Annotated in this window: 22 protein-coding genes; 11 read left to right on the forward strand and 11 right to left on the reverse strand. The window is 72.5% G+C overall.

All coding sequences use genetic code 11. From position 1 onward, the window contains the following. Positions 1 to 4 precede the first annotated feature (4 nt). Positions 5 to 532, reverse strand: a complete 528-nt coding sequence (locus ACFWAR_RS05040) for a GNAT family N-acetyltransferase (RefSeq protein ID WP_385773163.1) — start codon at positions 530 to 532, stop codon at positions 5 to 7. Between the two features lie 173 nt (positions 533 to 705). Continuing rightward, complete coding sequence (locus tag ACFWAR_RS05045; protein WP_385773165.1) at positions 706 to 1,197, reverse strand: PaaI family thioesterase; 492 nt, start codon at positions 1,195 to 1,197, stop codon at positions 706 to 708. Between the two features lie 97 nt (positions 1,198 to 1,294). Here ACFWAR_RS05045 and ACFWAR_RS05050 point away from each other — a divergent pair, with 97 nt between their 5' ends. Together ACFWAR_RS05050 and ACFWAR_RS05055 are read left to right on the forward strand one after the other, a co-directional pair. Continuing rightward, complete coding sequence (locus ACFWAR_RS05050; protein WP_385773167.1) at positions 1,295 to 1,762, forward strand: winged helix-turn-helix transcriptional regulator; 468 nt, start codon at positions 1,295 to 1,297, stop codon at positions 1,760 to 1,762. Between the two features lie 485 nt (positions 1,763 to 2,247). Next, entirely contained in the window at positions 2,248 to 3,894 is a 1,647-nt protein-coding gene (locus tag ACFWAR_RS05055; protein WP_385773169.1) for a M4 family metallopeptidase, read from the forward strand. Between the two features lie 57 nt (positions 3,895 to 3,951). On the opposite strand, the gene ACFWAR_RS05060 is transcribed toward ACFWAR_RS05055, so the two are convergent. After that, the gene (locus tag ACFWAR_RS05060; RefSeq protein WP_385773171.1) at positions 3,952 to 4,731 is read right to left on the reverse strand and encodes an NAD(P)H-dependent oxidoreductase; all 780 of its coding nucleotides are present in this window, start codon (positions 4,729 to 4,731) and stop codon (positions 3,952 to 3,954) included. Positions 4,732 to 4,875: 144 nt separating this feature from the next. Between ACFWAR_RS05060 and ACFWAR_RS05065 the strand changes: the two genes are divergently transcribed. Then, positions 4,876 to 5,742, forward strand: coding sequence for a helix-turn-helix transcriptional regulator (locus tag ACFWAR_RS05065; protein WP_385773173.1), 867 nt, complete (start codon positions 4,876 to 4,878; stop codon positions 5,740 to 5,742). Positions 5,743 to 6,027: 285 nt separating this feature from the next. On the opposite strand, the gene ACFWAR_RS05070 is transcribed toward ACFWAR_RS05065, so the two are convergent. From ACFWAR_RS05070 to ACFWAR_RS05080, 3 genes are all read right to left on the reverse strand, one after another. Further along, positions 6,028 to 7,035: a helix-turn-helix domain-containing protein gene (locus ACFWAR_RS05070; protein WP_385773175.1), complete on the reverse strand. Its 1,008-nt coding sequence runs from the start codon at positions 7,033 to 7,035 to the stop codon at positions 6,028 to 6,030. 195 nt (positions 7,036 to 7,230) lie between these two features. After that, a complete protein-coding gene (locus ACFWAR_RS05075) occupies positions 7,231 to 7,839 on the reverse strand; it encodes an NADPH-dependent F420 reductase (RefSeq protein WP_385773177.1) in 609 nt (202 codons plus the stop codon). A gap of 52 nt (positions 7,840 to 7,891) precedes the next feature. Continuing rightward, a complete protein-coding gene (locus tag ACFWAR_RS05080; protein ID WP_385773179.1) occupies positions 7,892 to 8,710 on the reverse strand; it encodes a 3'(2'),5'-bisphosphate nucleotidase CysQ in 819 nt (272 codons plus the stop codon). Positions 8,711 to 9,055: 345 nt separating this feature from the next. Between ACFWAR_RS05080 and ACFWAR_RS05085 the strand changes: the two genes are divergently transcribed. Then, positions 9,056 to 9,616 carry a hypothetical protein gene (locus ACFWAR_RS05085; RefSeq protein ID WP_385773181.1) on the forward strand — a complete coding sequence of 187 codons (561 nt, stop codon included), beginning with the start codon at positions 9,056 to 9,058 and terminating at the stop codon, positions 9,614 to 9,616. 40 nt (positions 9,617 to 9,656) lie between these two features. Here the strand turns inward: ACFWAR_RS05085 and ACFWAR_RS05090 are convergent, their stop codons facing one another. Both ACFWAR_RS05090 and ACFWAR_RS05095 read right to left on the reverse strand, forming a co-directional pair. Continuing rightward, entirely contained in the window at positions 9,657 to 10,127 is a 471-nt protein-coding gene (locus ACFWAR_RS05090; RefSeq protein WP_385773183.1) for a nuclear transport factor 2 family protein, read from the reverse strand. After that, positions 10,124 to 10,858: an SDR family oxidoreductase gene (locus ACFWAR_RS05095; protein ID WP_385773185.1), complete on the reverse strand. Its 735-nt coding sequence runs from the start codon at positions 10,856 to 10,858 to the stop codon at positions 10,124 to 10,126. The genes ACFWAR_RS05090 and ACFWAR_RS05095 overlap by 4 nt, the downstream gene beginning before the upstream one ends. Before the next feature lie 144 nt (positions 10,859 to 11,002). Here ACFWAR_RS05095 and ACFWAR_RS05100 point away from each other — a divergent pair, with 144 nt between their 5' ends. Continuing rightward, complete coding sequence (locus tag ACFWAR_RS05100; RefSeq protein ID WP_385773252.1) at positions 11,003 to 11,785, forward strand: helix-turn-helix transcriptional regulator; 783 nt, start codon at positions 11,003 to 11,005, stop codon at positions 11,783 to 11,785. 27 nt (positions 11,786 to 11,812) lie between these two features. Here the strand turns inward: ACFWAR_RS05100 and ACFWAR_RS05105 are convergent, their stop codons facing one another. Next, a complete protein-coding gene (locus ACFWAR_RS05105) occupies positions 11,813 to 12,655 on the reverse strand; it encodes a DeoR/GlpR family DNA-binding transcription regulator (RefSeq protein ID WP_385773187.1) in 843 nt (280 codons plus the stop codon). A gap of 326 nt (positions 12,656 to 12,981) precedes the next feature. Here ACFWAR_RS05105 and ACFWAR_RS05110 point away from each other — a divergent pair, with 326 nt between their 5' ends. From ACFWAR_RS05110 to ACFWAR_RS05135, 6 genes are read left to right on the forward strand one after another with little or no spacing between them, the layout of a single operon-like run. Further along, complete coding sequence (locus ACFWAR_RS05110; RefSeq protein ID WP_385773189.1) at positions 12,982 to 14,358, forward strand: MFS transporter; 1,377 nt, start codon at positions 12,982 to 12,984, stop codon at positions 14,356 to 14,358. A 6-nt stretch (positions 14,359 to 14,364) separates the two neighbouring features. Beyond that, positions 14,365 to 15,900, forward strand: coding sequence for an FGGY family carbohydrate kinase (locus tag ACFWAR_RS05115; protein WP_385773191.1), 1,536 nt, complete (start codon positions 14,365 to 14,367; stop codon positions 15,898 to 15,900). Beyond that, on the forward strand, positions 15,893 to 17,428 hold the full coding sequence (locus tag ACFWAR_RS05120; RefSeq protein ID WP_385773193.1) for an FGGY-family carbohydrate kinase: 1,536 nt from the start codon (positions 15,893 to 15,895) through the stop codon (positions 17,426 to 17,428). The genes ACFWAR_RS05115 and ACFWAR_RS05120 overlap by 8 nt, the downstream gene beginning before the upstream one ends. Continuing rightward, entirely contained in the window at positions 17,425 to 18,063 is a 639-nt protein-coding gene (locus ACFWAR_RS05125) for a histidine phosphatase family protein (protein ID WP_385773195.1), read from the forward strand. The genes ACFWAR_RS05120 and ACFWAR_RS05125 overlap by 4 nt, the downstream gene beginning before the upstream one ends. Positions 18,064 to 18,112: 49 nt before the next feature. Beyond that, on the forward strand, positions 18,113 to 19,162 hold the full coding sequence (locus tag ACFWAR_RS05130; protein ID WP_385773197.1) for a 2-hydroxyacid dehydrogenase: 1,050 nt from the start codon (positions 18,113 to 18,115) through the stop codon (positions 19,160 to 19,162). Positions 19,163 to 19,206: 44 nt separating this feature from the next. Continuing rightward, positions 19,207 to 20,580, forward strand: a complete 1,374-nt coding sequence (locus tag ACFWAR_RS05135; RefSeq protein WP_385773199.1) for a ribulose-bisphosphate carboxylase — start codon at positions 19,207 to 19,209, stop codon at positions 20,578 to 20,580. Between the two features lie 21 nt (positions 20,581 to 20,601). Here the strand turns inward: ACFWAR_RS05135 and ACFWAR_RS05140 are convergent, their stop codons facing one another. Together ACFWAR_RS05140 and ACFWAR_RS05145 are read right to left on the reverse strand one after the other, a co-directional pair. Further along, entirely contained in the window at positions 20,602 to 21,180 is a 579-nt protein-coding gene (locus ACFWAR_RS05140; RefSeq protein WP_385773201.1) for an AAA family ATPase, read from the reverse strand. Between the two features lie 62 nt (positions 21,181 to 21,242). After that, complete coding sequence (locus ACFWAR_RS05145) at positions 21,243 to 22,052, reverse strand: hypothetical protein (protein ID WP_385773203.1); 810 nt, start codon at positions 22,050 to 22,052, stop codon at positions 21,243 to 21,245. Positions 22,053 to 22,095: the final 43 nt, after the last annotated feature.

Raw genomic sequence — 22,095 nt, forward strand, 5'->3', positions numbered from 1 at the left:
AGCCTCAGCCGCGCAGGTCGAGCACCATCACCTCGCGGGGGTTCCCGCCGACCTCCGTCGGTGCGGCCTCGCCGATCGTGCGGTACCCCCAGGCCCGGTACGCGGCCACCGCGGCGGTGCTGCCCGGCTGCACGTTCAGCAACACGCGCTCGGCCGCGTTGCCTTCGAGCAGCGCCTCGTGGAGGCGGCGCGCGACGCCCCTCCCCCGCCACGGTGCGCGTACGGCGAGTTCCATCAGCCCGAAGGTCCGGTGCCCGTCCTCGCGTCGCGTCTCGGCGGACACCGGCACGATCAGTTCGTCCCACCACCCCGTGTCCGGGGGGACCGACCAGCCGTAGGCCATGCCGACCGGGTCCCCGTCCCGCGTGCGCGCCAAGGCGGCGCGGAAGGTCGCCCGGTGCAGCTGCGCGGAGAGCCGCCGCACGGCCGCTACGGCGTCGTCCGCGCTCTCGTTGTACGGCGGTTCCGCGAACACCTCGGCGTAGATCAGCCCCAGGGCCCCCGCGGCCTTCGCCGCGGCTGCTCCGTCCATGCGCTCTATCGCAACCGTCGCCTGCTCCGTCATCCCTTGCCCCCGGCCGGTTTCGCGGATGCCTGATCCGCTCCTGAAGAAGATCGAACAGGCAATAGGATCGCCCACCGCCCGGGCCGAGGGGGCCGGGGGGCCTGGGGGCGCGCCCGGGGGCCGCCAGTTCGGTCAGCCGGTCAGCCGGTCAGCGGAAAGAGCATGCAGCTGCTGGTGGCGTGGGCGAGCAGGCGGTCGTTCGCGTCGAACAGCTGGGCCTGGGCGAGGGCGGTGCGGCGCCCGGCGCTGATCACCGTGCCGACGGCGCGCACCCGGCCCGTCTCCACCGTGACCGGACGCAGGAACTTCACCGTCAGGTCGAGCGAGGTGTAGGCCATCCCGAGGGGCAGGGTGGACTGGACGGCGCAGCCCGCCGCCGAGTCGAGCAGCGTGGCGAAGACTCCCCCGTGCATGCTCCCGATCGGGTTGTAGTGCTCCTCCCCCGGCAGCAGGGAGAAGACCGCCCGGCCGTGTTCCACCTCGTCCAGGGCGAAGTCGAGGGTCTGGCCGAGGGGCGCCCCGGGCAGTCGCCCCGCCTGCACCTCGCGCAGGAATTCCAGTCCGGCCATGGCTCCCGCGGCCCGCGCCGGGACCTCCGGATCCTCCCAGCCGTACGTACGTGTCCGCCCCACGGCGCAGCGCCTTCCCTCGTATCTGACTTTTGTGGATGAAGCTAGACCCGACGCCACCTGACTGTCAATGACGCAGCCAGGCGCCTACGATGGCGGGATGGAGTGGCTTGAGGCGAGCACGGAGAACTGTCCCGTCCAGCGGGCGCTCGACGTGGTCGGGGAGAAGTGGACGCTGCTGATCCTGCGCGACGCCGTGGGCGGCGTCCGCCGCTTCGACGACTTCCACCGCCACATCGGCCTGTCGGAGGCCGTCCTCAGCGACCGCCTGCGCAAGCTGACTTCCGCGGGCGTCCTGAAGACCAGCCCCTACCAGGAGCCGGGCAGCCGCTCCCGCAACGAGTACCGCCTGACCCGCAAGGGCTGGGACCTGTGGCCCGTCCTGGTGGCGCTGAGCCAGTGGGGCGAAGCGCACGCGCTCGGCCCCGAAGGTCCCGTCATGGAGGTGCGGCACACCGACTGCGGCTCCCCGGTGCGGGTCGCCGTCCAGTGCTCCGCGGAGCACACCGCCCTCTCCCCCGGGGACGTCACCGCCACGCTCGGCCCGGGGGCCCGCCCCCGCCCGTGAGGGGTGCCGATCCGGCGCCGGCCCGCCCGCCGGGCATCGCCACCACTGACCGGGGTGGCACTTACCCGCCACGTTCACCCCGCGCCCCGCGGCAGGACACACCGCGGTAACGCACCCGTAACCGTGCCCGGTTTGTCAGAGGTGCCGCCCATCCACCGAATCGCACCCCGAAATACTTGCAGTAACCACGCTCCTGAGGTCCCGTTCGGTCGAAATGCGCATCTCGACTGACGGGGCCTCAGTTATTGACGGAGCGTCAATTCTGGCGGGCGTACGCCAATTCCCTTGGCGCTCTGTGCATTCGACCACGTCGATTGTCATGCTTCCGACAGCTTCGTACGGCGCGCCCAGTCGATCCCCACCCCGACGGGCACGGCTGTCCGTGCGGAGCCGCAGCACCCGTTCCGCCCCCTGCGAGCACTCACCCAAGTGCCCCGGAACGAGGTGCGACCGCGCACACGCGGTTGGATCGGAAGGAACATCACGTGAAGCGAAAGCTCACTGTCGGAGCCGTACTCTCCGCCTCGGCCCTGCTCGCCGGTGCCATCCAGGTCAGCTCCGGTGCGGCACAGGCCGCTCCCACCCCCGCTCCCGCCTCCGGCCCCGCACAGCAGCGCGCCGCCGATCTCGCCCGCGCCACGGCCGACGCGCCCGCCGCGGCCCGCACGCTGGGCCTCGGCAGCACGGAGAAGCTCGTCGCCAAGGACGTCGTCACCGACGCGGACGGCAGCCGCCACGTCCGCTACGAGCGCACCTACAACGGGATGCCCGTCCTCGGCGGCGACCTCGTGGTCCACCAGGACGCCAAGGGGGCCGTGAAGTCGGCCGACAAGGCGGTGCAGGCTCCGATCGCCCCCGCTTCCCTCTCGCCGAAGCTCTCCGCGGACCAGGCCGCCACGAAGGCCTCCGGAGCCGTGCAGGCCACCGTCGGCATCGCCAAGGACGCCGACGAGCCCGCCCTCTCCTCGGTCGGTCGGGCCGGCACCCCGCGCCTCGTGGTCTGGGCCGCCAGCGGCACCCCGCGCCTGGCGTACGAGACCGTCGTCGAGGGCGTGCGCGCCGACGGCACCCCCAGCCGCCAGCGCGTCGTCACCGACGGGGAGAGCGGCGCGGTGCTCTCCACCCACGAGAGCATCCAGACGGCCAACGCCACCGGCAGCGGTAAGGGCGTCTTCGTCGGATCGGTGCCGCTCACCACCAACAAGAGCGGTTCCACCTACCAGTTGAAGGACGCCACGCGCGGCGGCCAGTACACCACCAACCTCGCCAACAAGACCTCGGGCAACGGCACCCTGTACACCGACGCCGACAACGCCTGGGGCACCGGGACCGTGTCCAACGGCCAGTCCGCGGCGGTCGACGCCCAGTACGGCGCCGCGGTCACCTGGGACTTCTACAAGAACACCTTCGGCCGCAGCGGCATACGCAACGACGGCGTCGGCGCCTTCAGCCGGGTCCACTACGGCCGCAACTACGTCAACGCCTTCTGGGACGACGACTGCTTCTGCATGACCTACGGCGACGGTGCGAGCAACACCCACCCGCTCACCGAACTGGACGTCTCCGGCCATGAGATGAGCCACGGCGTCACCTCCAACACCGCCGGTCTGAACTACTCCGGCGAGTCGGGCGGCCTGAACGAGGCCACCTCCGACATCTTCGGCACCGGCGTGGAGTTCTACGCCAACCTCGCCTCCGACAAGGGCGACTACCTCATCGGCGAACTGATCGACCTCAACGGCAACGGGACGCCGCTGCGCTACATGGACAAGCCCTCCAAGGACGGCGGCTCCGCCGACTCCTGGTCCTCCGGTGTCGGCAACCTCGACGTCCACTACTCCTCGGGCGTCGCCAACCACTTCTTCTACCTGCTCGCCGAGGGCAGCGGCGCCAAGACCATCAACGGCGTCTCCTACAACAGCCCCACGTCCAACGGCGTCGCGCTCACCGGCATCGGCCGGGACAAGGCCCTCAAGATCTGGTACCGCGCGCTCACCGTGCACATGACGTCCACCACCAACTACAAGGGCGCCCGCACCGCCACGCTCAGCGCCGCGGGAGACCTGTACGGCACGACCTCCGCCGAGTACAAGGCCGTCGCCGCCGCCTGGTCCGGAGTCAACGTCAACTGACCCGTACCCCGACGATGACGGGCGCCCCCTCCGTGGCACGGAGGGGGCGCCCCCGCGTCAGCCGCGCACGTGCAGCCCGAAGCCCGTACGGCCGGTGGGCTCCAGCCCCTCCTTCAGGTGCAGCGAGGGGATCTCGTAGTCACCGAAGTTCTGCCGCCGGAAGGCGATCGGCTCGGTCGACTCCAGGGTGAGCAGGCGCTCCTCCCAGGCCTTGGCCACGTCCGGGTACTCCTCGGCGGTCATCCGGTCGGTGCCGTACAGCACGAACGGCGGCAGCACCTCGATGCCCGGGTAGTAGAGGATGCCGTGCTGGATCGGGAACAGCAGGTCGTCGATGGGGCCGTTGATCCCGCGGGGCCCGTAGTGCGACTGCGGCCCGCCCGTGGTCACGGACAGCAGGGCCCGCTTGCCGGCGAGGGTGCCCTCGCCGAAGCGCTCGCCGTACCGGGTGGCGCTGTGCTCCCCCACCCCGTAGGCGAAGCGGTAGGTGAACACCCGGTCCACCCACCCCTTGAGGATCGCGGGCATCGAGTACCACCACAGCGGGAACTGGAAGACGATCGTGTCCGCCCACAGCAGCTTCTCCTGCTCGGCCAGGACGTCCGGGGTGAGCGTCCCGGCCTCGAACGCCCGGCCCGAGTCCAGGGCGACCTTCAAGGGATCCGAGGCGTGGGGGCCGTAGTCCTCGGCGTCCACGACCGCCTTCCAGTTCATCGCGTACAGGTCGCTCACCCGCACCTCGTGCCCCGCTGCCTCCAGCGTGGACACCGCCAGGTCCTTCAGCGAGCTGTTGAGCGACTGGCGCTCGGGGTGGGCGTGGACGATCAGGGTCTTCACGAAAGGCTCCTCGGGAAGGGTTCGGATGCCCTCGATCCTGGCCGCCGCGGCGCCCGGCGTTCAGGGGCGCGCCTTCCGTCGGACCGGACTTCCTGGTATTGGCAGGGCCACCTTCACCCGCTGGGGCGGAGCCATACTGGGGGCATGGACGATCTTGCAGGTTTCCTGCGCACGCGGCGCTCCCGAGTCGCCCCGGCCGCCGTCGGCATCCCCGTCGACAATCGGCGCCGGGTCGCCGGGCTGCGCCGCGAAGAGGTCGCGCACCTGTCCGGGGTGAGCGTCGACTACTACGTGCGCCTGGAGCAGGGTCGCGCGACGCAGCCTTCGGATCAGGTCCTCGACGCGCTCGCCCGGGTCCTCGGTCTGGACGAGACCGAACGCGGACACCTCGACCGGCTCGCCCGGCAGCCCCGCCGGCGACCCAAGACGCCGAGCGGCCGGCTGCGGCCGGAGCTGCTGCGCGTCCTGGACCTGGTCTCCGACGCACCCGCGCTGATCATGAACCACCGGCTGGACGCGCTCGCCGGGAACCGGCTCGCCCGGCTCCTGTTCGGCCGACCGATGCCCGGCCTGAACATCGCCCGGCACGTGTTCCTGGAGGAGGCCGAGCGCGGCCTCTACGCGGAGTGGGACCACTGCACGCTCGACGTGGTCGGGCACCTGCGCCTGGCGGCCGGGACCTACCCCGAGGACCCCCGCCTGGCCTCGCTCATCGGCGAGCTGGCGATGGGCAGCGAGCGCTTCCGCCACCTCTGGGCCCGCGCGGACGTGCGCGCCCGCACGCACGGGCGCAAGGCGTACCGGCACCCGCTGGTCGGACTGCTGGAACTGCACCAGGAGAACTTCGCGCTGCCGGACGCGACGGGCACGGAACTGCTGGTGATGTCCGCGGCCCCCGGCACCCCGACCGCGGACGGGCTGCGCCTGCTCGCGAGCCTGTGCGGGGACGCCGACCCCGCGCCGGAGCCGGAAGCGGCCCGGGCCGCCGTCCCCGGGCGGGGAGCGTCCTAGAGCGTCTGCCGGTAGTCGGCCCAGGCCCGGGCGGCGGCCACCGCACGTTCCAGGCCGGTCGTTGCGTAGTCCCGCCAGGCCTCCCAGGACCGGGCGTCCGCCTCGGCCAGGACCACGACGGCCTCGCGGGGTGCCCGGGCGAAGGCGGGGACGCGCGCGCACCAGGTCGCGGCCTGCTCGGGAGTCTGCCGGCCGTCCAGGACCAGGCGTTGACCCCACAGGACCGCCCCACGGGACGAGCCCGAACCCGCGAACTCCGGCTCGGCGCCCGGCCCGGTCCCCCGCTCACCGACCGGTCGGCGGGGCCGCTCCGGTCGGGCGGGCGGAGCGGGCGTACTCGGTGGGAGTCTGTCCGTAGTGCTTCTTGAAGGCCCGGGTGAAGTGGCTGCCGTCCGCGAACTGCCAGTGTGCGGCCAGCTCGGAGACGCTCAGCCGCCCCGACGGCGATACGAGGGTGAGCCGGGCCTCGTGCAGTCGCCGGTGGCGGATGTAGGTGCTCACCTGCTCGCCCACCGCGGCGAACGCCCGGTGCAACGTACGTACGGAGACGTTGAGTTCACGCGCGAGGAGGGCCGGAGAGAGTTCGGGATCGGCGAGCCGACGGTCCGCGAGGTCCTTGGCCGCCCGGGTGAGCGCGGGAGCCAACCGGGGTTCCACGTCGTCGAATTGGCCCTTCGCCACCGCCTTGGTCAGCTCGACCAGGGTGTTTTGGGCGGCTACCACACCGGCCGGGCCGAGCCCGGCCACGGTGGCGTGGATCATGTCCGTGAGAGCACTCAGCAGGCGCATCTCGGCCGAGTCCGCCGGTCCGGTGACGGCCCGGTTCCCGAGCAGGGGTTTGAGCTCGCTGGAGGGCAGGACGAGGAACTTCGCCGTGAGGTGGGCCGAGGTCTCGAAGGCGGTCAGGCTCCCGAGGTGCCGCAGGAGGAACTGCCCGGCCGACACGGTCCGATCGCCGTGACCGGGCGGTCCGCCCAGGGTCCACGAGCCGCTCCGCACGACGTACATGGCCATCAGGTCCTGATCGCCGCCCGGGACCTCCGCGGTCCGGGTCGCCGACGCGGCGTGCAGATCGGCGATCGCCGCGCCGTGCACCTTGGCCACGTTGCCCTTGACCCGGAAGTCACCGACCGTGTCCGGGCTGAAGGCCGGCAGTTGGAAGACGTCGTCGCCGACCTGCGTCTCCCACCCGCGCCGGAAGGCGTCGAGCCCCCGCGGTGCGGAGCCCGGGGCGGTCGAGTCCACCGCGAACAGCCCGCGCGCGCCGCCGACCTCCGCTCCACTGCCGTGCATCCCGGTCCGATCCCCTCGTCGTTCAATGGTTCGGCGCCGTCCCGCGGAGAGCGTGCTCCGCGGGACGGCGCCGTGACCCGTGTGGGTACCGCACCAATCTTCCTATAGACGGCTCGCGTTGCGGCGAGGTGGGCCGTTGTGACAGCTACGGGGTCGGACCGGGGCCGCCGCGCGGCCACGGAGGCCGCCCGCCGGTCAGCGGGCGATCGAGACCGCGAAGGGGGTGAATCCGGTGGCCCGGATCACGTGGGGCACGAAGAGGATGGCGGCCTCCGTGGCGCGGGCGGTCCGGATCCCGCCGAGGTCGGTGATCCACTCCTTGCGCCAACCCAGGTCGACGAGCAGCTCTCGCACGGTCCGCTTCGCCTCCGCGTCCTCGCCGGAGAGGAAGGCGGTCGGCGACTCGGTGAGCGTGGCCGGGGCGGTCATCACCGGGAAGAGCATGGTGTTGAGCGTCTTGACGACGTGCGTCGCGGGGAGCGCTTCCTGGAGCTGCTCGGCGAGGCTGGAGCCGGGGTAGACGAGGTCGGCGGGCAGCCCGTCCGGTCCGTCGGTGGTGGCGTTGGAGACGTCGATGAGGATCTTGCCGCGCAGTTCTTCGCGCAGGGCGGCGAGACGTTCCAGGGAGCCGGCGCCCGGGGTGGCGTTGATGACGATCCGGGCCGTCCGGGCAGCCTCGGCGGCGGCCCCCGGCGCGCGGTCCGCGACGGTCACTTCGTGCCCGGCCCGGGTGAGGGCCGCGGCCAGGTTGCCGCCGACGCGGCCGTTTCCGAGAACTGCGATCGTGGTCGTGTTCGTGCTCATGGTGATGTGGTCCTTGCGTGGGTGCGGGTCATGCGGGTCGTGGTGTGCGGGGTCAGCGGGAGAGCGTGGCGACGGCTGCGGCGTGGACGCCGGGCGCGGCCGCCAGGAAGCTCTCGCTCCGCGGGGTCCAGGGGCGGCCCGCGGCGTCGGAGATCCGTCCGCCGGCCTCGGTGACGAGCAGCGCTCCGGGCAGCAGGTCCGCCCGTGCGCCCGCGAACTGCCAGAAGGCGTCGATCCGGCCGGCGGCCACGTTCGCGAGGTGCAGGGTCGCGGGCACGGAGGTGCGGACCACGAGCGCGTCGAAGAGCATCGCGGTGATCGAGGAGCCGACGCGCCGGACGACCTCCTCGTCCTCGTCCGGCCGGGCCTGACTGGTGGCCACGATGCCCAGGGCGAGGTCCTCGGTCCCGGAGACGCGCAGCGGTCGGCCGTCGAGGTGGGCGCCCGCGCCGGTGCGGGCGGTGTAGGTCTCGCCGGTCAACGGCAGGTGGACCACCGTGAGCACCGGCTGGTTCTCCCGTACGAGGGTGGCGGTCACCGCCCACTCCGGCAGCGCGTGCAGGTGGTTGACGTTGCCTTCGGCGGGGTCGACGACCCACCACTCGCCGGGCGGCAGCGCCCCGCCGTCCAGCTCGTCCTCCACCCAACCGGCCTGCGGGCGCAGGCTCGTGAGGCGGGGGCGCAGGATGTCGAGGGCCGTGGTGTCGTTGACGGCGAGCGCACGCATCAGCTCCTCGCGGGTCCCGTAGCGGACCACGGCGCCGAAGCGCTCGCGCAGCGCCAGGCCGGCGGTGCGCACGGCGGTCGCGGTGTGGTCGAGCAGGTCGGCGTCGCAGGTCACGGCCGCGGTGGCGTGAAGCGTTCCGGGCATGGTGGTGCTCCTGTCTGGGGAGGGGTGATGAGGGTGCGGGCCGGGCGGCCGCGGCAGAGCGTCCCCGTCCGGGAGCGGCCCGGGTTTCCCTTCTGCCGTCGAATCCTAAAAAGCCCGGGACGGCGGGTACTTGAACCTCCGCGACGTCCCTTCGGAACCTGCGTGCCATACGGGCGGCGCGGCGATCGGCGTCGTCTCGCGGCGGCGCTGCCGGCTGCTGCGCGCGGTGCGTCATCCACCTAGGACCTTGACGGCCTCCCCCACCCGTCAAGATGTCGTCGCCACGGCGTCAACGGTCCGTCAGGGGTCGCTGCCGACGGCCCCGCCCGCCGTAGCGTCAGCCGCATGGAACGACGTACCACCCGGCCCGCGAGCGGCGCACGGGCCGGACACGCGGGGTCTCCCGGGCCGCTGTCACGGGACATCCACTGGGCCGGGGAGAGGCGCTCGGCGATCGGCGCCGCCCTGCTGTTCGGCACCGCCCTGTTCGCGCTGGACGCGGGCTTCGGTCGGCTCGACGTGATCCGCGGCGTTGTCTGGACCGGCCTGGCCGTGCTCCTCTTCGTGATCCTGCTGCCGCCGCGCGTCTCCACGCGACCCGGTCTGCTGACCGCCCGCGGGCTGCTGCTGGAGCGGAGCGTCCGTACCGACTCCCTCGTCGCGGTCCGGTGGTCCGACGGGGTGTCCCAGCGGATGGTCCTGCGGGACACGGAAGGAAGCCGGGTCGAGATCGACCCGACCGTCCTCGTCCGCAATCCGGCGCTGTGGCGCCGTCTGGACGCGGACACCCGCGCCTCCCTCTCGCGCGGCACGCTGCTGTGCGGCGCGACCGCCCTGCACGAGTTGGCCGAGCGCATCGACCGCGAGACGGCCCAGCGGGTCTTCCAGGTCTCCGGCCTGCGGTGACGGGCCCCGGCGCCGGTGTCCCTCCCCCGTCTGGGGTTCCCTAGCCGAGGCCGTCCGGCGTCTCGTCGCCGGAGGTCCACCAGACGCCGAGCCGCTGGCGGACCAGGAGCCAGTCGCCCTCGGGCCCCCGACGGAAGTCCCAGTCGTACGGGCCGCCCATCGAGTAGGGCGAGGAGCCGGGGCCGCTCCCCGTGACGGCGACGAACCACATGTACCCGATGCCCGTCGCCCCGTCCCCCTCCACTTGGAAGTCCATGTTCAGGATGTGGTGCTGCATGCTCGGGAAGTGGGCCTCCGCCTCCGCCACCTTCGCCCGGACCGCCTCCCTCCCGTGGATCTCTCCCCACGGCCCGAACTCCAGCACCGCGTCCTCGGCCCAGCACTCGCTCCAGGTCCGCCAGTCCTTGCGGTCCAGTGCCCGCCAACCGCGGATCATGAGCCGCCGCAGCGCCTCCTTGTCCTCCAGGACCCGCAGTCGTCCGAGCAGGTCCGCGTCCTTCGCCGCGCTCACCGGGCGCTCGCGGCCGGACGTACGACGATCTCGTTGAGGTCGACCCCGGCCGGTTGGGCGACGGCGTGGGCGATGGCATCGGCGACGGCGGAGGCGGGCAGCGCCACGGCGCGATAGGCCTTCATGACCTCCCTCGCGGCAGGATCGGAGATCCCGTCGGCCAGCTCGGACTCGGTCACGCCCGGAGAGACCAGGGTGACCCGGACGGAGCCGTCCGACTCCTGGCGCAGCCCTTCGGATATGGCTCGGACGGCGAACTTGGTGGCGCAGTAGACGGCGGCGGTGGGTGACACCTCGTAGGCGCCGACGGAAGCGACGTTCACGAAGTGCCCGCCGCCCCGGGCGCGCATCACCGGGAGGGCGGCGGCGATCCCGTGCAGCACACCCCGCACGTTCACGTCGATCATCCGGTCCCACTCGTCGACCCTCAGCGCCTCCAACGGCGAGAGCGGCATCACCCCGGCGTTGTTGACCATCACGTCCACCCGGCCGTAACGCTCTTCGGCCGCGGCCACGAAGGCCCGTACGTCGGCGGCGTCGGTGACGTCCAGCCGCTGGAAGTGCGCGGTGCCGCCCGCCGCGCGGATCTCCCGGCCCAGTGCTTCGAGCCGATCGGTGCGCCGGGCGCCCAGGAACAGCCGGTGCCCGTCGGCGGCGAGCCGCCGGGCCGTCGCCTCCCCGATCCCGCTGCTGGCGCCGGTGACGGCCACGACCTTGGCTTCGGTGCTCATGCCTGTCCCACTCCTCGTTCCTCGCTGCTCGTTCGCGGCGGATGGCTCCGCCCGACCGATCCTGTGCGAGCGGGAGCCGGCCAACCAGGACGCACCACACCCAGGCAGCGTGCCTCCCCCACCCCTTAGCCTGTGGCCATGACGGTGACCGGCAATCTCCTCGGCGAGTTCCTCCGCGCGCGCCGGGCGGCCCTGGGGCCGCAGGACGTCGGCGTGGCGAGCCACGGCACGCGCAGGGTCGCCGGGCTGCGCCGCGAAGAGGTCGCCGACCTGGCCGGGATGAACGCGGACTACTACGCCCGGCTGGAGCAGGGACGCGAGCGAAATCCCTCGCCCCAAGTCCTCGACGCCCTCGGGCGGGCCCTGCACCTGGCTCCCGACACCCGCGCCCACCTGTACCGGCTGGCCGGTGCGCCCCCGGTCGGCCGGTCGGCCACCGACCGGATCGGCCCGGCCCTGCGCCGACTCCTGGACGGCTTCTCGGACGCTCCGGCGTTCGTCATCAACCCCGCCCTGGACGTCCTGGCGGCCAACCACCGCGCCGAGGAGCTGCATTCACCGTTCGCTCCGGCGGACAACCTGGCGCGCATGGTCTTCCTCGACCCGGCGGGTCGGCGGTTCTACACCGACTGGCACGCCACGGCCCGGTCCACCGCGGCCCACCTCCGGCAGACCTGCGGCATCACACCGGACGATCCGCGCCTGCGGTCCCTCATCCGCACCCTGACCGCCCACAGCCCGGACTTCGCCCGCCTGTGGACCACCCATGACGTCCTGACCAAGACCCAGGACACCAAGCACCTGAACCATCCGACGCTCGGCCCCCTGACCGTGACCTACCAGTCCTTCGACGTCCGCGCCGCCCCGGGCCAGCAACTCATCGTCTACGACACCGCGCCCGGCACCCCCACGGCCGACACCGCGTGACGGCCCCGCTCGGGCGACCGTAGGCGCTCAGGGGCGGGCGACGACCACCACCTGCGTGCCCCGCTCCCTGATGGCGCGGATCTCCTTCGCGCCGAGTCCGTCGTCCACCACCAGGAAGTCGAAGTCCGTGAGCGGGGCGAGCGCGTACAGGCCCTCCTGGTGGAACTTCGTGTGGTCGGCGACCAGCACCCGGCACTTCGCCGCCGCCAGCATCGCCCGCTTGACGTGGACCGTCTCGGGCGAGGTGTTGTAGAGGCGCCCCTTGGTGATGGCGGTGGCCGACATGAAGACGATGCCCGCGCTGTACTCGCGGACGCTGTCGGCGGTGTGCGGTCCCATGTGCGCCTCGTACGCCGGGAAGTAGGTGCCGCCCAGTGAGATCAGCTGGACTCCGGGCTGCCTGGCCAGGCGCGTCATCGCCGGGAGCGAGTTCGTGATCACCGTGAGGGGCGCCGACTCCACGAGGTACCGGGTGATCCGCGCGCACGTCGTGCTGTCGTCGAGCATCACCGTCTGACCGGGCGTGAGCAGTTGGGCGGCCGCTCTCGCGAGGCGCCGCTTGGTCGACGCCATGGCCTGCGAACGGTCGGCGACGCTGCCGTGGAAGCGGGGTGACGACTCGCTGGTCGCCCCGCCGCGCACCTTGCGCAGCCAGCCCTGGGCCTGCAAGTGGTCCAGATCGCGGTGGACGGTCATCAAGGAGACGTCGTGCTCGGCCGCGAGATCGGCGGAGCGGACGAACCCCTGCGCGAGGACGCCCTCCCGGATGAGCCGGCGCCGCGCCTCGCGGACCTCGCACCGGTCCGGTGCGAGGTCCGCTCCGACGGGACCACCGGGGGCGTCCTCGGCTGGAGCTGCGGTCGGTGCCATCCACACCCTCCCTGAGTGATGTTCTCTGCTTCTTCACTCGATTCTCTGGTATCCGCGCAGGTCAGACGGCAGGCCTTAAGTCCTTCTCACACGGGAGACGGCCCCCTTCGAGGGAGATGTCCACAGGAAGTTGACGTTGGTTTCGCCGGAATTGTTAGCTCGGTTCTGCCCGGGTCACCACGCACCGCACTCGCAGCGCACTCGCCCCGGACACCCACCGCGCTCGCACCGGACCGCCATCGCCGTCGGTCCGCAGGGCCACGTCCACGGCCTCGCCGCCCTCCACTTCATCGCATCGACTCCATCGACGCCGATCGGGGACATCAATGACGAAGACCCCCCAGCCCGCCCCGCACCTCGGAGCGGGCCCGCCCACCTCGCGCCTGGACCGCCTGGGCATCCCGCGGTCCATATCCTCCGGCTACCTCGGCCTCGTCGTCTTCATGACGGGCGTCGGCATCGAGGCCGGATACCTCTCGCCCTACCTGGAGGGCCTCGGCATCGCCGCCTCCGACGTGGCGATGATCTTCACCGTGTACGGGCTCACCGGCGCCGTCGCAGCCTGGCTCTCCGGAGCCCTGTCCGACCTGTGGGGCCCCCGCAAGGTCATGTGGTGCGGCCTGATCACCTTCGCCGTCACGCACGTCTTCTTCCTCACGGTCGCGATCCCCTCCAAGGAGTACGGTCTCCTCCTCCTCGGGTACGCCCTGCGCGGCCTCGCCTTCCCCCTCTTCGCCTACGCCTTCCTCGTCTGGATCGCCGCGGTCGCCCCGCCCCGCCAGATGGGCAGCGCCATGGGCTGGTTCTGGTCGGCCTTCTCGGCCGGCCTGCCGACCCTGGGCTCCCTCTCCGCGAGCCTCCTCATCCCGGCCGTCGGCGAGTACGCCACCTTGTGGATCGCACTCGGCGTCGTCGCGGTCGGCGGTCTGCTGCCGCTGCTGCTCATCAAGGAGAAGACCGGCTCCGCCCGCCTCGCCCCGGCCGACGAAAGCCCGATGGCGGGCCTGGTCGGCTCCCTGACGATCCTCTACCGCAACCCGCGCGTCGGGGCGGGCGCCGTCGTGCGCATGTTCAACACCGCTTCGCAGTTCGGCTTCATGGTCATGCTGCCGGTCTGGTTCGTGAACACGGTCGGACTGAGCAACGAGCAGTGGCTGCGCCTGGTGGCCGTCATGTTCGGCACCAACATCGTCACCAACCTGGCCTTCGGCGTCATCGGCGACCGCATCGGCTGGCGCACCACCGTCGCCTGGTGCGGCGGCGTCGGCTGCACCATCTCGGCGCTCGTCCTCTTCCACGTGCCCGACGCCGTCGGCGCCGTCTACCCGGTGTGCCTGCTGGTCGCCGTCTTCTACGGGGCCACGCTCTCCGGCTACGTACCCCTGTCCGCGCTGATGACGTCGATCGCCCCGCGCCACAAGGGCCAGGCCATGGCCGCGCTGAACCTCGGCGCCGGCGCCTCCGCCTTCCTCGGCCCGCTCACCGTCAGTCTCTTCCTCGGGCCGCTCGGCGTCGTCGGCGTCACCTGGATCTTCGCCGGTTACCACGCCGTCAGCGCCCTGCTGATGCTGGTGATCAAGACGACCGGCGGCAACGCGGCACCCGCCGCGCCCACCGCACCGCGCACCGCGGACGCGAGCCCGCCCCACCCGGCCTCCGGATCGACCGGAACGCCGCTGACTCCTACCGCGAAGGGACGGTGACCCCCGATGTCCGTACTCGCCATCGACGTCGGCACCACCATGATCAAGTCGGTCGTCTTCGACGACCAGGGAAACGAGCTGGCCGTCTCCCGGCTCGGCACCGAGGTCCTGCGCCGACATCCCGGCTGGGCCGAGCAGGACATGGACACCGTGTGGAACACCGTCGTCTACACCGTCCGCAACGCCCTCTCCGACATCGACGACCCCATCTGGCTCGTCACCTTCACCGCGCAGGGCGACGGCGCCTGGCTCGTCGACCACCAGGGACGCCCCACCGGCCCCGCCATCCTGTGGTCCGACGGCCGCGCCGGGAGCGTCCTCACCGCCTGGGAGAGCGAAGGGCTCCTCGAAGAGGCCTTCCGTCGCAACGGCTCGCTGACCTGCAGCGGCATGCCGAACGCCATCTTCAGCTGGCTCGGTTCCCACGACCCCCAGCGGCTGGCCCGTTCGACGGCCTCCCTCACCGCCGCCGGCTGGCTCTTCCTCAACCTCACCGGCACCGTCGCGATGGACGAGTCGGACGCCTCCGCGCCCTTCCTCGACCACGCCACCGGGGACTACGACGACACGATCGTGGAGCTCTTCGGCCTCTCCTCGCACCGCCGGCTGCTGCCGCGCGTCCTCGGCGAGGAGGAGCGGATCGCCGAGATCACGCCGCGCGCCGCCGGTCAGCTCGGCCTGCCGGCCGGACTGCCCGTGGTCATGGCCCCGTACGACATCGCGGCCACCGCCCGCGGCGTCGGCGTGGTCAACCCGGGGCAGGCGTGCACCATCCTCGGCACCACCCTCTGCACGGAGATCGTCCGCAAGGAGATCGACACCAGCGGCGAGCCCTCCGGGATCAACATCGCCTACCGGGGCCGTGAACGCGTACTGCGCGCCTTCCCCACCTTCAACGGCGCCGAGGTCCTCGTCTGGGCGTCGAAGCTGCTCGGGCTCGACGGCCCGCCCGACCTCACCCGGCTCGCCTTCGAGTCCGTCCCCGGTGCCCACGGACTCAGCTTCCTGCCCTACCTCTCGCCCGCCGGCGAGCGGGCGCCCTTCCTCGATCCGGGCGCGCGCGGCGCGTTCTGGGGGCTGTCCCTGGAGCACTCGAACGCCGACGTGGCCCGCGCCGTCCTCGACGGACTCTCCCTGGTCCTGCGCGACTCCCTGGTGGCCTCCCGTACGAACGTCACGGAGCTGAGGTTGTGCGGCGGCGGCGCCAACAGCGACGACTGGTGCCAGCTGATCGCCGACGTCACGGGCGTGCCCACGGCCCGCTCGGTCGACACCGAACTCGGCGCCAAGGGCGCCTTCCTGACCGGTCTCGTGCTCTCCGGAGCCGAATCCTCCATGCACAGCGCCGCTTCCGGCTACGTCCGGATGACGTCCAGCTGGGAACCGGACGCCGAGCGCGCCGCCTTCTACGCCGCCCGGTCCGAGGAGTTCCTCTCCTGGCGCTCCCTCGTCCGCGAGGCCGGCTGGACCTGCGCCACCGGCCCCCTCGCCCCCACCCGCCCGACCCGCACCGAGACACTCCGAGGAGCCGTACGTGCCTGACCGCGCCCCCGCCCCAGCCCTCCTGCCGCAGGACGCGGTCTGGCTCGGCCTCGACCTCGGCACCCAGTCCGCGCGCTGCCTCGCCGTGGACTCCGCCGGACACGTCCTGGCCGCCGCGTCCCGCCCGCTGACCAGTCGGCGCGAGGGCGACCGGCACGAGCAGGACCCCGAGCAGTGGTGGAGCGCCCTCGCGGGGGCCTGCCGCGAGGCGCTCGCCGACATCGACCCCCGCCGCGTCCGCGGCCTCGCCATCGACGGCACCTCCGGCACCATCCTCCTCACCGGCCCCGACGGCACCCCGCTCACCACCGGCCTGATGTACGACGACGGGCGCGCCGGTGCGCAGGCCGTACGGGCCAACGGGGTCGGGGAGGAGGTCTGGAAGGAGCTCGGCTACCGCTCCATGCAGCCCTCCTGGGCCCTGCCCAAACTCCTGTGGCTGCTGGAACACGACCCGGCCGCGCTCGCTCCCGGCACCCGGCTGCTCCACCAGGTCGACCTCGTCACCTGGCGCCTGGCCGGACGGCAGACGGCCAGTGACGCCAGCCACGCCCTGAAGACCGGCTACCACCTCGTGGAGGACCGCTGGCCGGAGGCGGAGTTCGCCGCACTCGGCGTCCCGGCCTCCCTGCTGCCCGAGGTCGTCCGCCCCGGCACGGTCATCGCGTCCGTGTGCGCCGAGGCCGCCGAGGTGACCGGCATCCCCGAGGGGACCCCGATCGTCGCCGGGATGACCGACGGCTGCGCGGCGCAGATCGGCGCGGGAGCCCTCGCACCCGGCGCATGGAACTCCGTCCTCGGCACCACCCTGGTCTTCAAGGGGGCCAGCCCGCACCTGGTCCGCGACCCGCAGGGCGTCGTCTACTGCCACCGGGGTCCGGACGACACCTGGCTGCCCGGCGGCGCCTCCGGCAGCGGAGCCGGGGTCCTGTCGCGCGAGTTCCCGGGCGCCGACCTCGACCGGCTGACCGTGGAGGGCTCGGAGCTCGACCGCGACACCGTCGCCTACCCCCTCGTCTCCAGCGGCGGCGAACGCTTCCCCTTCCGGGCACCGGACGCGCGCGGCTTCCTCCTCACCGGGGACCGTACGGCGGCCCCCTCGGAAGAACCGGGCGAGGCCGAGCGCTTCCACGCCCAGCTCCTCGGCGTCGCCTGCCTCGAACGCCTCTGCTTCGACTACCTCGACCTCCTCGGCGCCCCGGTCGACGGCCCCCTCACCCTCACCGGCGGCGGCGCGCGCAACGCGTACTGGAGCAGGCTCCGGGCCGACGTCCTGGGCCGACCCGTGCGCCTGCCCGAACACGCCGAGGGAGCGCTCGGCATGGCGGTGCTCGCCGCCACGTCCTCGGGGGTCCGCCTCCAGGACGCGGCGGCCGCCATGGTCCGCATCGAGCGGGAGATCGAGCCCGACCCCGCCCGCACCGCCCGCTGGCTCCCCGTCTACGTCTCCTTCGTCGAGGAGCTCGTCCGGCGCGGCTGGCTCGACCGGACCGTGGCCGACCACGCGAAGCAGAGGACCGCCCGATGACCGATTTCGTGCTCGTACGCCACGGGGAGACCGTGTGGCACGCGGGAAACCGCTACGCGGGGCGCGCCGACGTCGCGCTCACCGAGCGCGGGGCCCGCCAGGCCGATGCCCTCGCCGACTGGGTCCGGGGGCAGCGCTTCGACGCGGTACTGCACTCGCCACTGTCCCGGGCCCGCCTGACCGCCGCGCCCGCCGCCCGCGTCCTGGGCATCGAACCCCGTGAGGACGCGCGCCTCTACGAGATCGACTTCGGCCGGGGCGAGGGCCTGAGCCTGGACGAGATGCGCGACCGGTTCCCCCGGGAACACGCCGCCTTCCTCCGCGATCCCGTCGCCCACCACCTGCCCGGAGGCGAGGACCCGCGCGCAGCGGCGGCCCGGGCCAGGTCCTGCCTGGAGGAGACGGCACGCGAACTCCCCGCCGGCAGGGTGCTCGTGGTCGGGCACAACGCCCTCTTCCGGGTCCTGCTGTGCGACCTGCTCGGCATCGAACTGGGCGCGTACCGGCAGGTGTTCCCCGTCCTCGACAACGCCACCGCCACCGAGGTCCGCCTCTGCGGGGACCCCGGGGGCGCCCGGCCGGCCCTGCTGCGCTTCAACGCCCCGACGCGGACCGGGGCACCCGAGCCCGCATGACCCCCAGCCCGCCCACCACTGCCCGTGCCCTTCCCGAAAGGACCCACCGATGAACACCAAGGTTCTCGCCGCAGGCGACCACTTCGTCCTCCCCGCCCTCCTGACCGAGGAAGTGGTCCGGGCCGCCGCCCCCGCCGCCGTCGAGGTGTCCGAGATCCAACTGCCGTGGCCGCACACTCCCTTCGGCCCGGTCGCCGAGGCCATCGAGGCCTCCGGCACGGAGGAGGAGATGATCGAGGCCCTGCGCGGCGTCGAGGTCTGCGTCACCCAGCTCGCGCCGCTGACCGAGCGCATCCTCGCGGCCAGCCCCGACCTCAAGCTGATGTGCGTCAGCCGGGGCGGACCCGTCAACGCCGACCTCGAAGCCGCCACCCGGCACGGCGTCGCCGTCTGCTACGCACCCGGCCGCAATGCCGTAGCGACCGCCGAGCACACCCTCACCCTGCTGCTCGCCGCCGCCCGGGGCGTGGGCGACACCCACGCCGACATGCGGGCCGGGGTGTGGCGCGGCGACTACTACGACTACGACAACTGCGGGATCGAGATCGAGGGGTGCACGATCGGCCTCATCGGCTACGGCGCCATCGGATCGCGCGTCGCCAAGGTGCTGCGGGCCATGGGCGCCGAGGTCCTCGTGCACGACCCGTACGTGAAGCCCGAGTCGGTGGCCGGTGTCGCGGAACTGGTCACGCTGGACGCGCTGTTGACCCGCTCGAAGATCGTCTCCCTGCACGCCCGCGTCACCGCGGAGACCACCGGCATGATCGGCGCCGCCCAGATCGCGAAGCTGCCGCGCGGCGCCGTCCTCGTGAACTGCGCCCGCGGCGCCCTGCTCGACTACGAGGCCGTGTGCGACGCCCTCGAATCCGGGCAGCTCTCCGGCGCCGGCTTCGACGTCTTCCCCGTCGAACCCGTCCCGGCCGGCTCCCGACTGCTGACCACCCCCGGCATCGTCATGACCCCGCACATCGCGGGCGGCAGCCGGCAGGTCGCGCACAAGGCGGCCCGCATCGTGGCCGGCGAGGTCGGCCGGTACCTCCGGGGCGAGGCCCTCGCCCACTGCGCGAACCCCGAAGTCTTCGCGACCGCCGCGCCCTGACCCGGCCGCCGACCACTCCCCCCACGCACCCAGGAGAACGAACCATGGACCAGTCGAACCGCTACGCGAACCTCGCCCTCCGGGAGGAGGCCCTCGTCGAAGGCGGCCGCCACGTGCTGTGCGCCTACACGATGAAGCCCAAGGCGGGCCACGGCGACTACCTCTCCACCGCCGCGCACTTCGCCGCCGAGTCCTCGACCGGCACCAACGTCGAGGTGTGCACCACCGACGAGTTCACCAAGGGCGTCGACGCCCTCGTCTACGAGATCGACGAGTCCCGGGAACTCATGAAGATCGCGTACCCGGTGGAGCTCTTCGACCGCAACATCATCGACGGCCGCGCGATGATCGCTTCCTTCCTCACCCTCACCATCGGCAACAACCAGGGCATGGGCGACGTCGAGTACGCGAAGATGCTCGACTTCTACGTGCCGCCGGCCTACCTGCGGCTGTTCGACGGCCCGGCGATGAACATCCAGGACATGTGGCGGGTCCTCGACCGGCCGGTCGTCGACGGCGGCATGGTCGTCGGCACCATCATCAAGCCCAAGCTGGGCCTGCGGCCCCAGCCCTTCGCGGACGCCTGCCACCAGTTCTGGCTGGGCGGCGACTTCATCAAGAACGACGAGCCGCAGGGCAACCAGGTGTTCGCGCCGCTCAAGGACACGATGAGGGCCGTGGCCGACGCGATGCGCCGCGCCCAGGACGCCACCGGCGAGGCGAAGCTGTTCTCGGCCAACATCACCGCCGACGACCCCGCCGAGATGATCGCCCGCGGCGAGTTCATCCTGGAGACCTTCGCCGAGAACGCCGACCACGTGGCCTTCCTCGTCGACGGCTACGTCGCCGGCCCGACGGCCGTGACCACGGCCCGGCGCAACTTCCCCGGCCAGTTCCTCCACTTCCACCGCGCCGGCCACGGCGCGGTGACCAGCCCCCAGTCCAAGCGGGGCTACACCTCCTTCGTGCACTGCAAGATGACCCGGCTGCAGGGTGCCTCCGGCATGCACACCGGCACCATGGGCTACGGCAAGATGGAGGGCGACACCTCGGACCGGGCCATCGCCTTCATGCTGGAGCAGGACACCGCCGACGGCCCCTTCTACCGCCAGGAGTGGCTGGGCACGAAGTCCACCACCCCGATCATCTCCGGCGGCATGAACGCGCTGCGCCTGCCCGGTTTCTTCGACAACCTGGGCCACTCCAACGTGATCCAGACCTCCGGCGGCGGAGCCTTCGGGCACCGCGACGGCGGCACCGCGGGCGCGAAGTCCCTGCGCCAGGCCCAGGACGCCTGGCAGCAGGGCGTCAAGCTGGTGGAGTACGCCAAGGACCACCCGGAGCTGAGGGGTGCGTTCGAGTCCTTCACCGACGACGCGGACCGCCTCTACCCGGGCTGGCGCGAAGAGCTCGCGTAGCCGGGGCGGCGGTCGACCCGCTCAGCGTCCTCGAAGTGCCCGGTCGGCGCGCTCGACGAGGTCGGCCCACGGCCGGGCGGCGACGACCGCTTGGCCCGCCGCCCCGGCCCGACGGGCGAGTTCGGCCCCGATCACGACGCCCGACGCGGCGCGGACGTGCTGGTCGGGGCCGGGCTCGCGGGCCGCGAAGTTGGCGACCAGCTGCGCGGGGTCGGCCTCCTGGACCACGACGGCGCGGACCGCGCCGTCGTATCCGGCCGCGAGCTCCGGGAGGACGTAATCGCCTTCGAGCACGACGGGGGCGTCGAAGGCGAGGTGGTCCTCGATGACGGCCCGCAGGCCGGGCCGGAGCGCCTCGGCGACGGTGAAGTGCAGATCGGCGAGCGCGTCCGGCGGCCACGCGGCGGCTTCGGGATGGGTGTTCCAGAAGTGCAGGGCCGGAGCCTGCCGCGGCGTGGTCAGGGCCGTCACGGCGGTGACGATGTCGTCCACCTCGGTCAGGGGGAGGCCGTAACGACGGGACAGCGGGAGGGCCAGGCGGGTCTTCCCCGCGCCCGAAGCGCCGCAAACGAGAGTGATCTTCCAGGGCAAAGGGTCCACGAGCGCCCATCCTGCCCGCCCGGCCCGATCACTGCCAGCGCATTTCCCCGCTTCCGGCCGGCTCAGAGGCCGCCCAGTCCCGGCCCCTCGTAGATGACCGGCCCCGGGTCCTGCGGCGGCAGCGAGCGGGGCATGCTCGGATCTCGGAACAGCTCGTAGTCGCCGAATCCGTAGAGGGCCAGGCTGGCGAAACGCTTGTGCGCCGCGTCGTCCAGGACCAGTCCCGGCGGGAGCGCGGGCCGCGGGCCGGACGCACCGCCCACCGCCGCCTTCATGCGCGCGCCGCGCCGCGAAGCCGTGTCGTACCGCCACGGCAGCGCCGCGACGACGCCCCAGCCCACCAGCACCAGCCCGGCAAACGGCCCGACCGGCAGGAACGACCGGGTGCCGACCGTGGCGAAGAAGCCGCAGACGCCGCAGACCGCCATGAGGAAGACCACCGCGTTCAGCGAGAGGTCACTGCTGTCGCGGGTGACCAGACCCGCTTTCCGAGCCCCCACGAGCACCGCTCCCGTCCCGTCGAGCCGGTGCGCGAGGATCTTCAGCTGGTGGCCGGAGTAGGTCCCGCCCGGCTCCAGCTCGTCCAGCAGCGCCGCCTGCAGGGCGTCCACGCTCCCCCGCTCGTCGGGCACCCGCAGGAAGTGCTCGTCGACCTGCTCCAACGCCCCGCTGATGGCCATGCCTTCGACAAGGGTCCGGCACACGTGGTCGTGCCCGCCCCTGTCCAGCGCGGCGGCCTCGTAGAGCGTCAGCGGCCCGTCCGGCTCCCGCGCCACGGTCACCTTCGGGTTCTGCGCCCAGACCCAGAACACCGACCGGAACAGACACGCGGCCGCCAGCAGCCCCGCACAGACGCACCAAACCCACCACACGACGCCCCCTCCCGCACCCCGTGCGGGTTCCCTACCCGCCCCC

Origin of the sequence: Streptomyces sp. NPDC059917 (assembly GCF_042730635.1) — a bacterium.
In the GTDB taxonomy this organism is placed as follows: Bacteria; Actinomycetota; Actinomycetes; order Streptomycetales; family Streptomycetaceae; genus Streptomyces.

What these genes read in the sequence shown, in the direction of transcription:
- ACFWAR_RS05040 (WP_385773163.1), bottom strand. Translation starts at nt 532, where the DNA reads ATGGACGGAGCAGCCGCGGCGAAGGCCGCGGGGGCCCTGGGGCTGATC.
- ACFWAR_RS05050 (WP_385773167.1), top strand. Translation starts at nt 1,295, where the DNA reads ATGGAGTGGCTTGAGGCGAGCACGGAGAACTGTCCCGTCCAGCGGGCG.
- ACFWAR_RS05065 (WP_385773173.1), top strand. Translation starts at nt 4,876, where the DNA reads ATGGACGATCTTGCAGGTTTCCTGCGCACGCGGCGCTCCCGAGTCGCC.
- ACFWAR_RS05070 (WP_385773175.1), bottom strand. Translation starts at nt 7,035, where the DNA reads ATGCACGGCAGTGGAGCGGAGGTCGGCGGCGCGCGCGGGCTGTTCGCG.
- ACFWAR_RS05075 (WP_385773177.1), bottom strand. Translation starts at nt 7,839, where the DNA reads ATGAGCACGAACACGACCACGATCGCAGTTCTCGGAAACGGCCGCGTC.
- ACFWAR_RS05080 (WP_385773179.1), bottom strand. Translation starts at nt 8,710, where the DNA reads ATGCCCGGAACGCTTCACGCCACCGCGGCCGTGACCTGCGACGCCGAC.
- ACFWAR_RS05085 (WP_385773181.1), top strand. Translation starts at nt 9,056, where the DNA reads ATGGAACGACGTACCACCCGGCCCGCGAGCGGCGCACGGGCCGGACAC.
- ACFWAR_RS05095 (WP_385773185.1), bottom strand. Translation starts at nt 10,858, where the DNA reads ATGAGCACCGAAGCCAAGGTCGTGGCCGTCACCGGCGCCAGCAGCGGG.
- ACFWAR_RS05105 (WP_385773187.1), bottom strand. Translation starts at nt 12,655, where the DNA reads ATGGCACCGACCGCAGCTCCAGCCGAGGACGCCCCCGGTGGTCCCGTC.
- ACFWAR_RS05110 (WP_385773189.1), top strand. Translation starts at nt 12,982, where the DNA reads ATGACGAAGACCCCCCAGCCCGCCCCGCACCTCGGAGCGGGCCCGCCC.
- ACFWAR_RS05115 (WP_385773191.1), top strand. Translation starts at nt 14,365, where the DNA reads ATGTCCGTACTCGCCATCGACGTCGGCACCACCATGATCAAGTCGGTC.
- ACFWAR_RS05125 (WP_385773195.1), top strand. Translation starts at nt 17,425, where the DNA reads ATGACCGATTTCGTGCTCGTACGCCACGGGGAGACCGTGTGGCACGCG.
- ACFWAR_RS05130 (WP_385773197.1), top strand. Translation starts at nt 18,113, where the DNA reads ATGAACACCAAGGTTCTCGCCGCAGGCGACCACTTCGTCCTCCCCGCC.
- ACFWAR_RS05135 (WP_385773199.1), top strand. Translation starts at nt 19,207, where the DNA reads ATGGACCAGTCGAACCGCTACGCGAACCTCGCCCTCCGGGAGGAGGCC.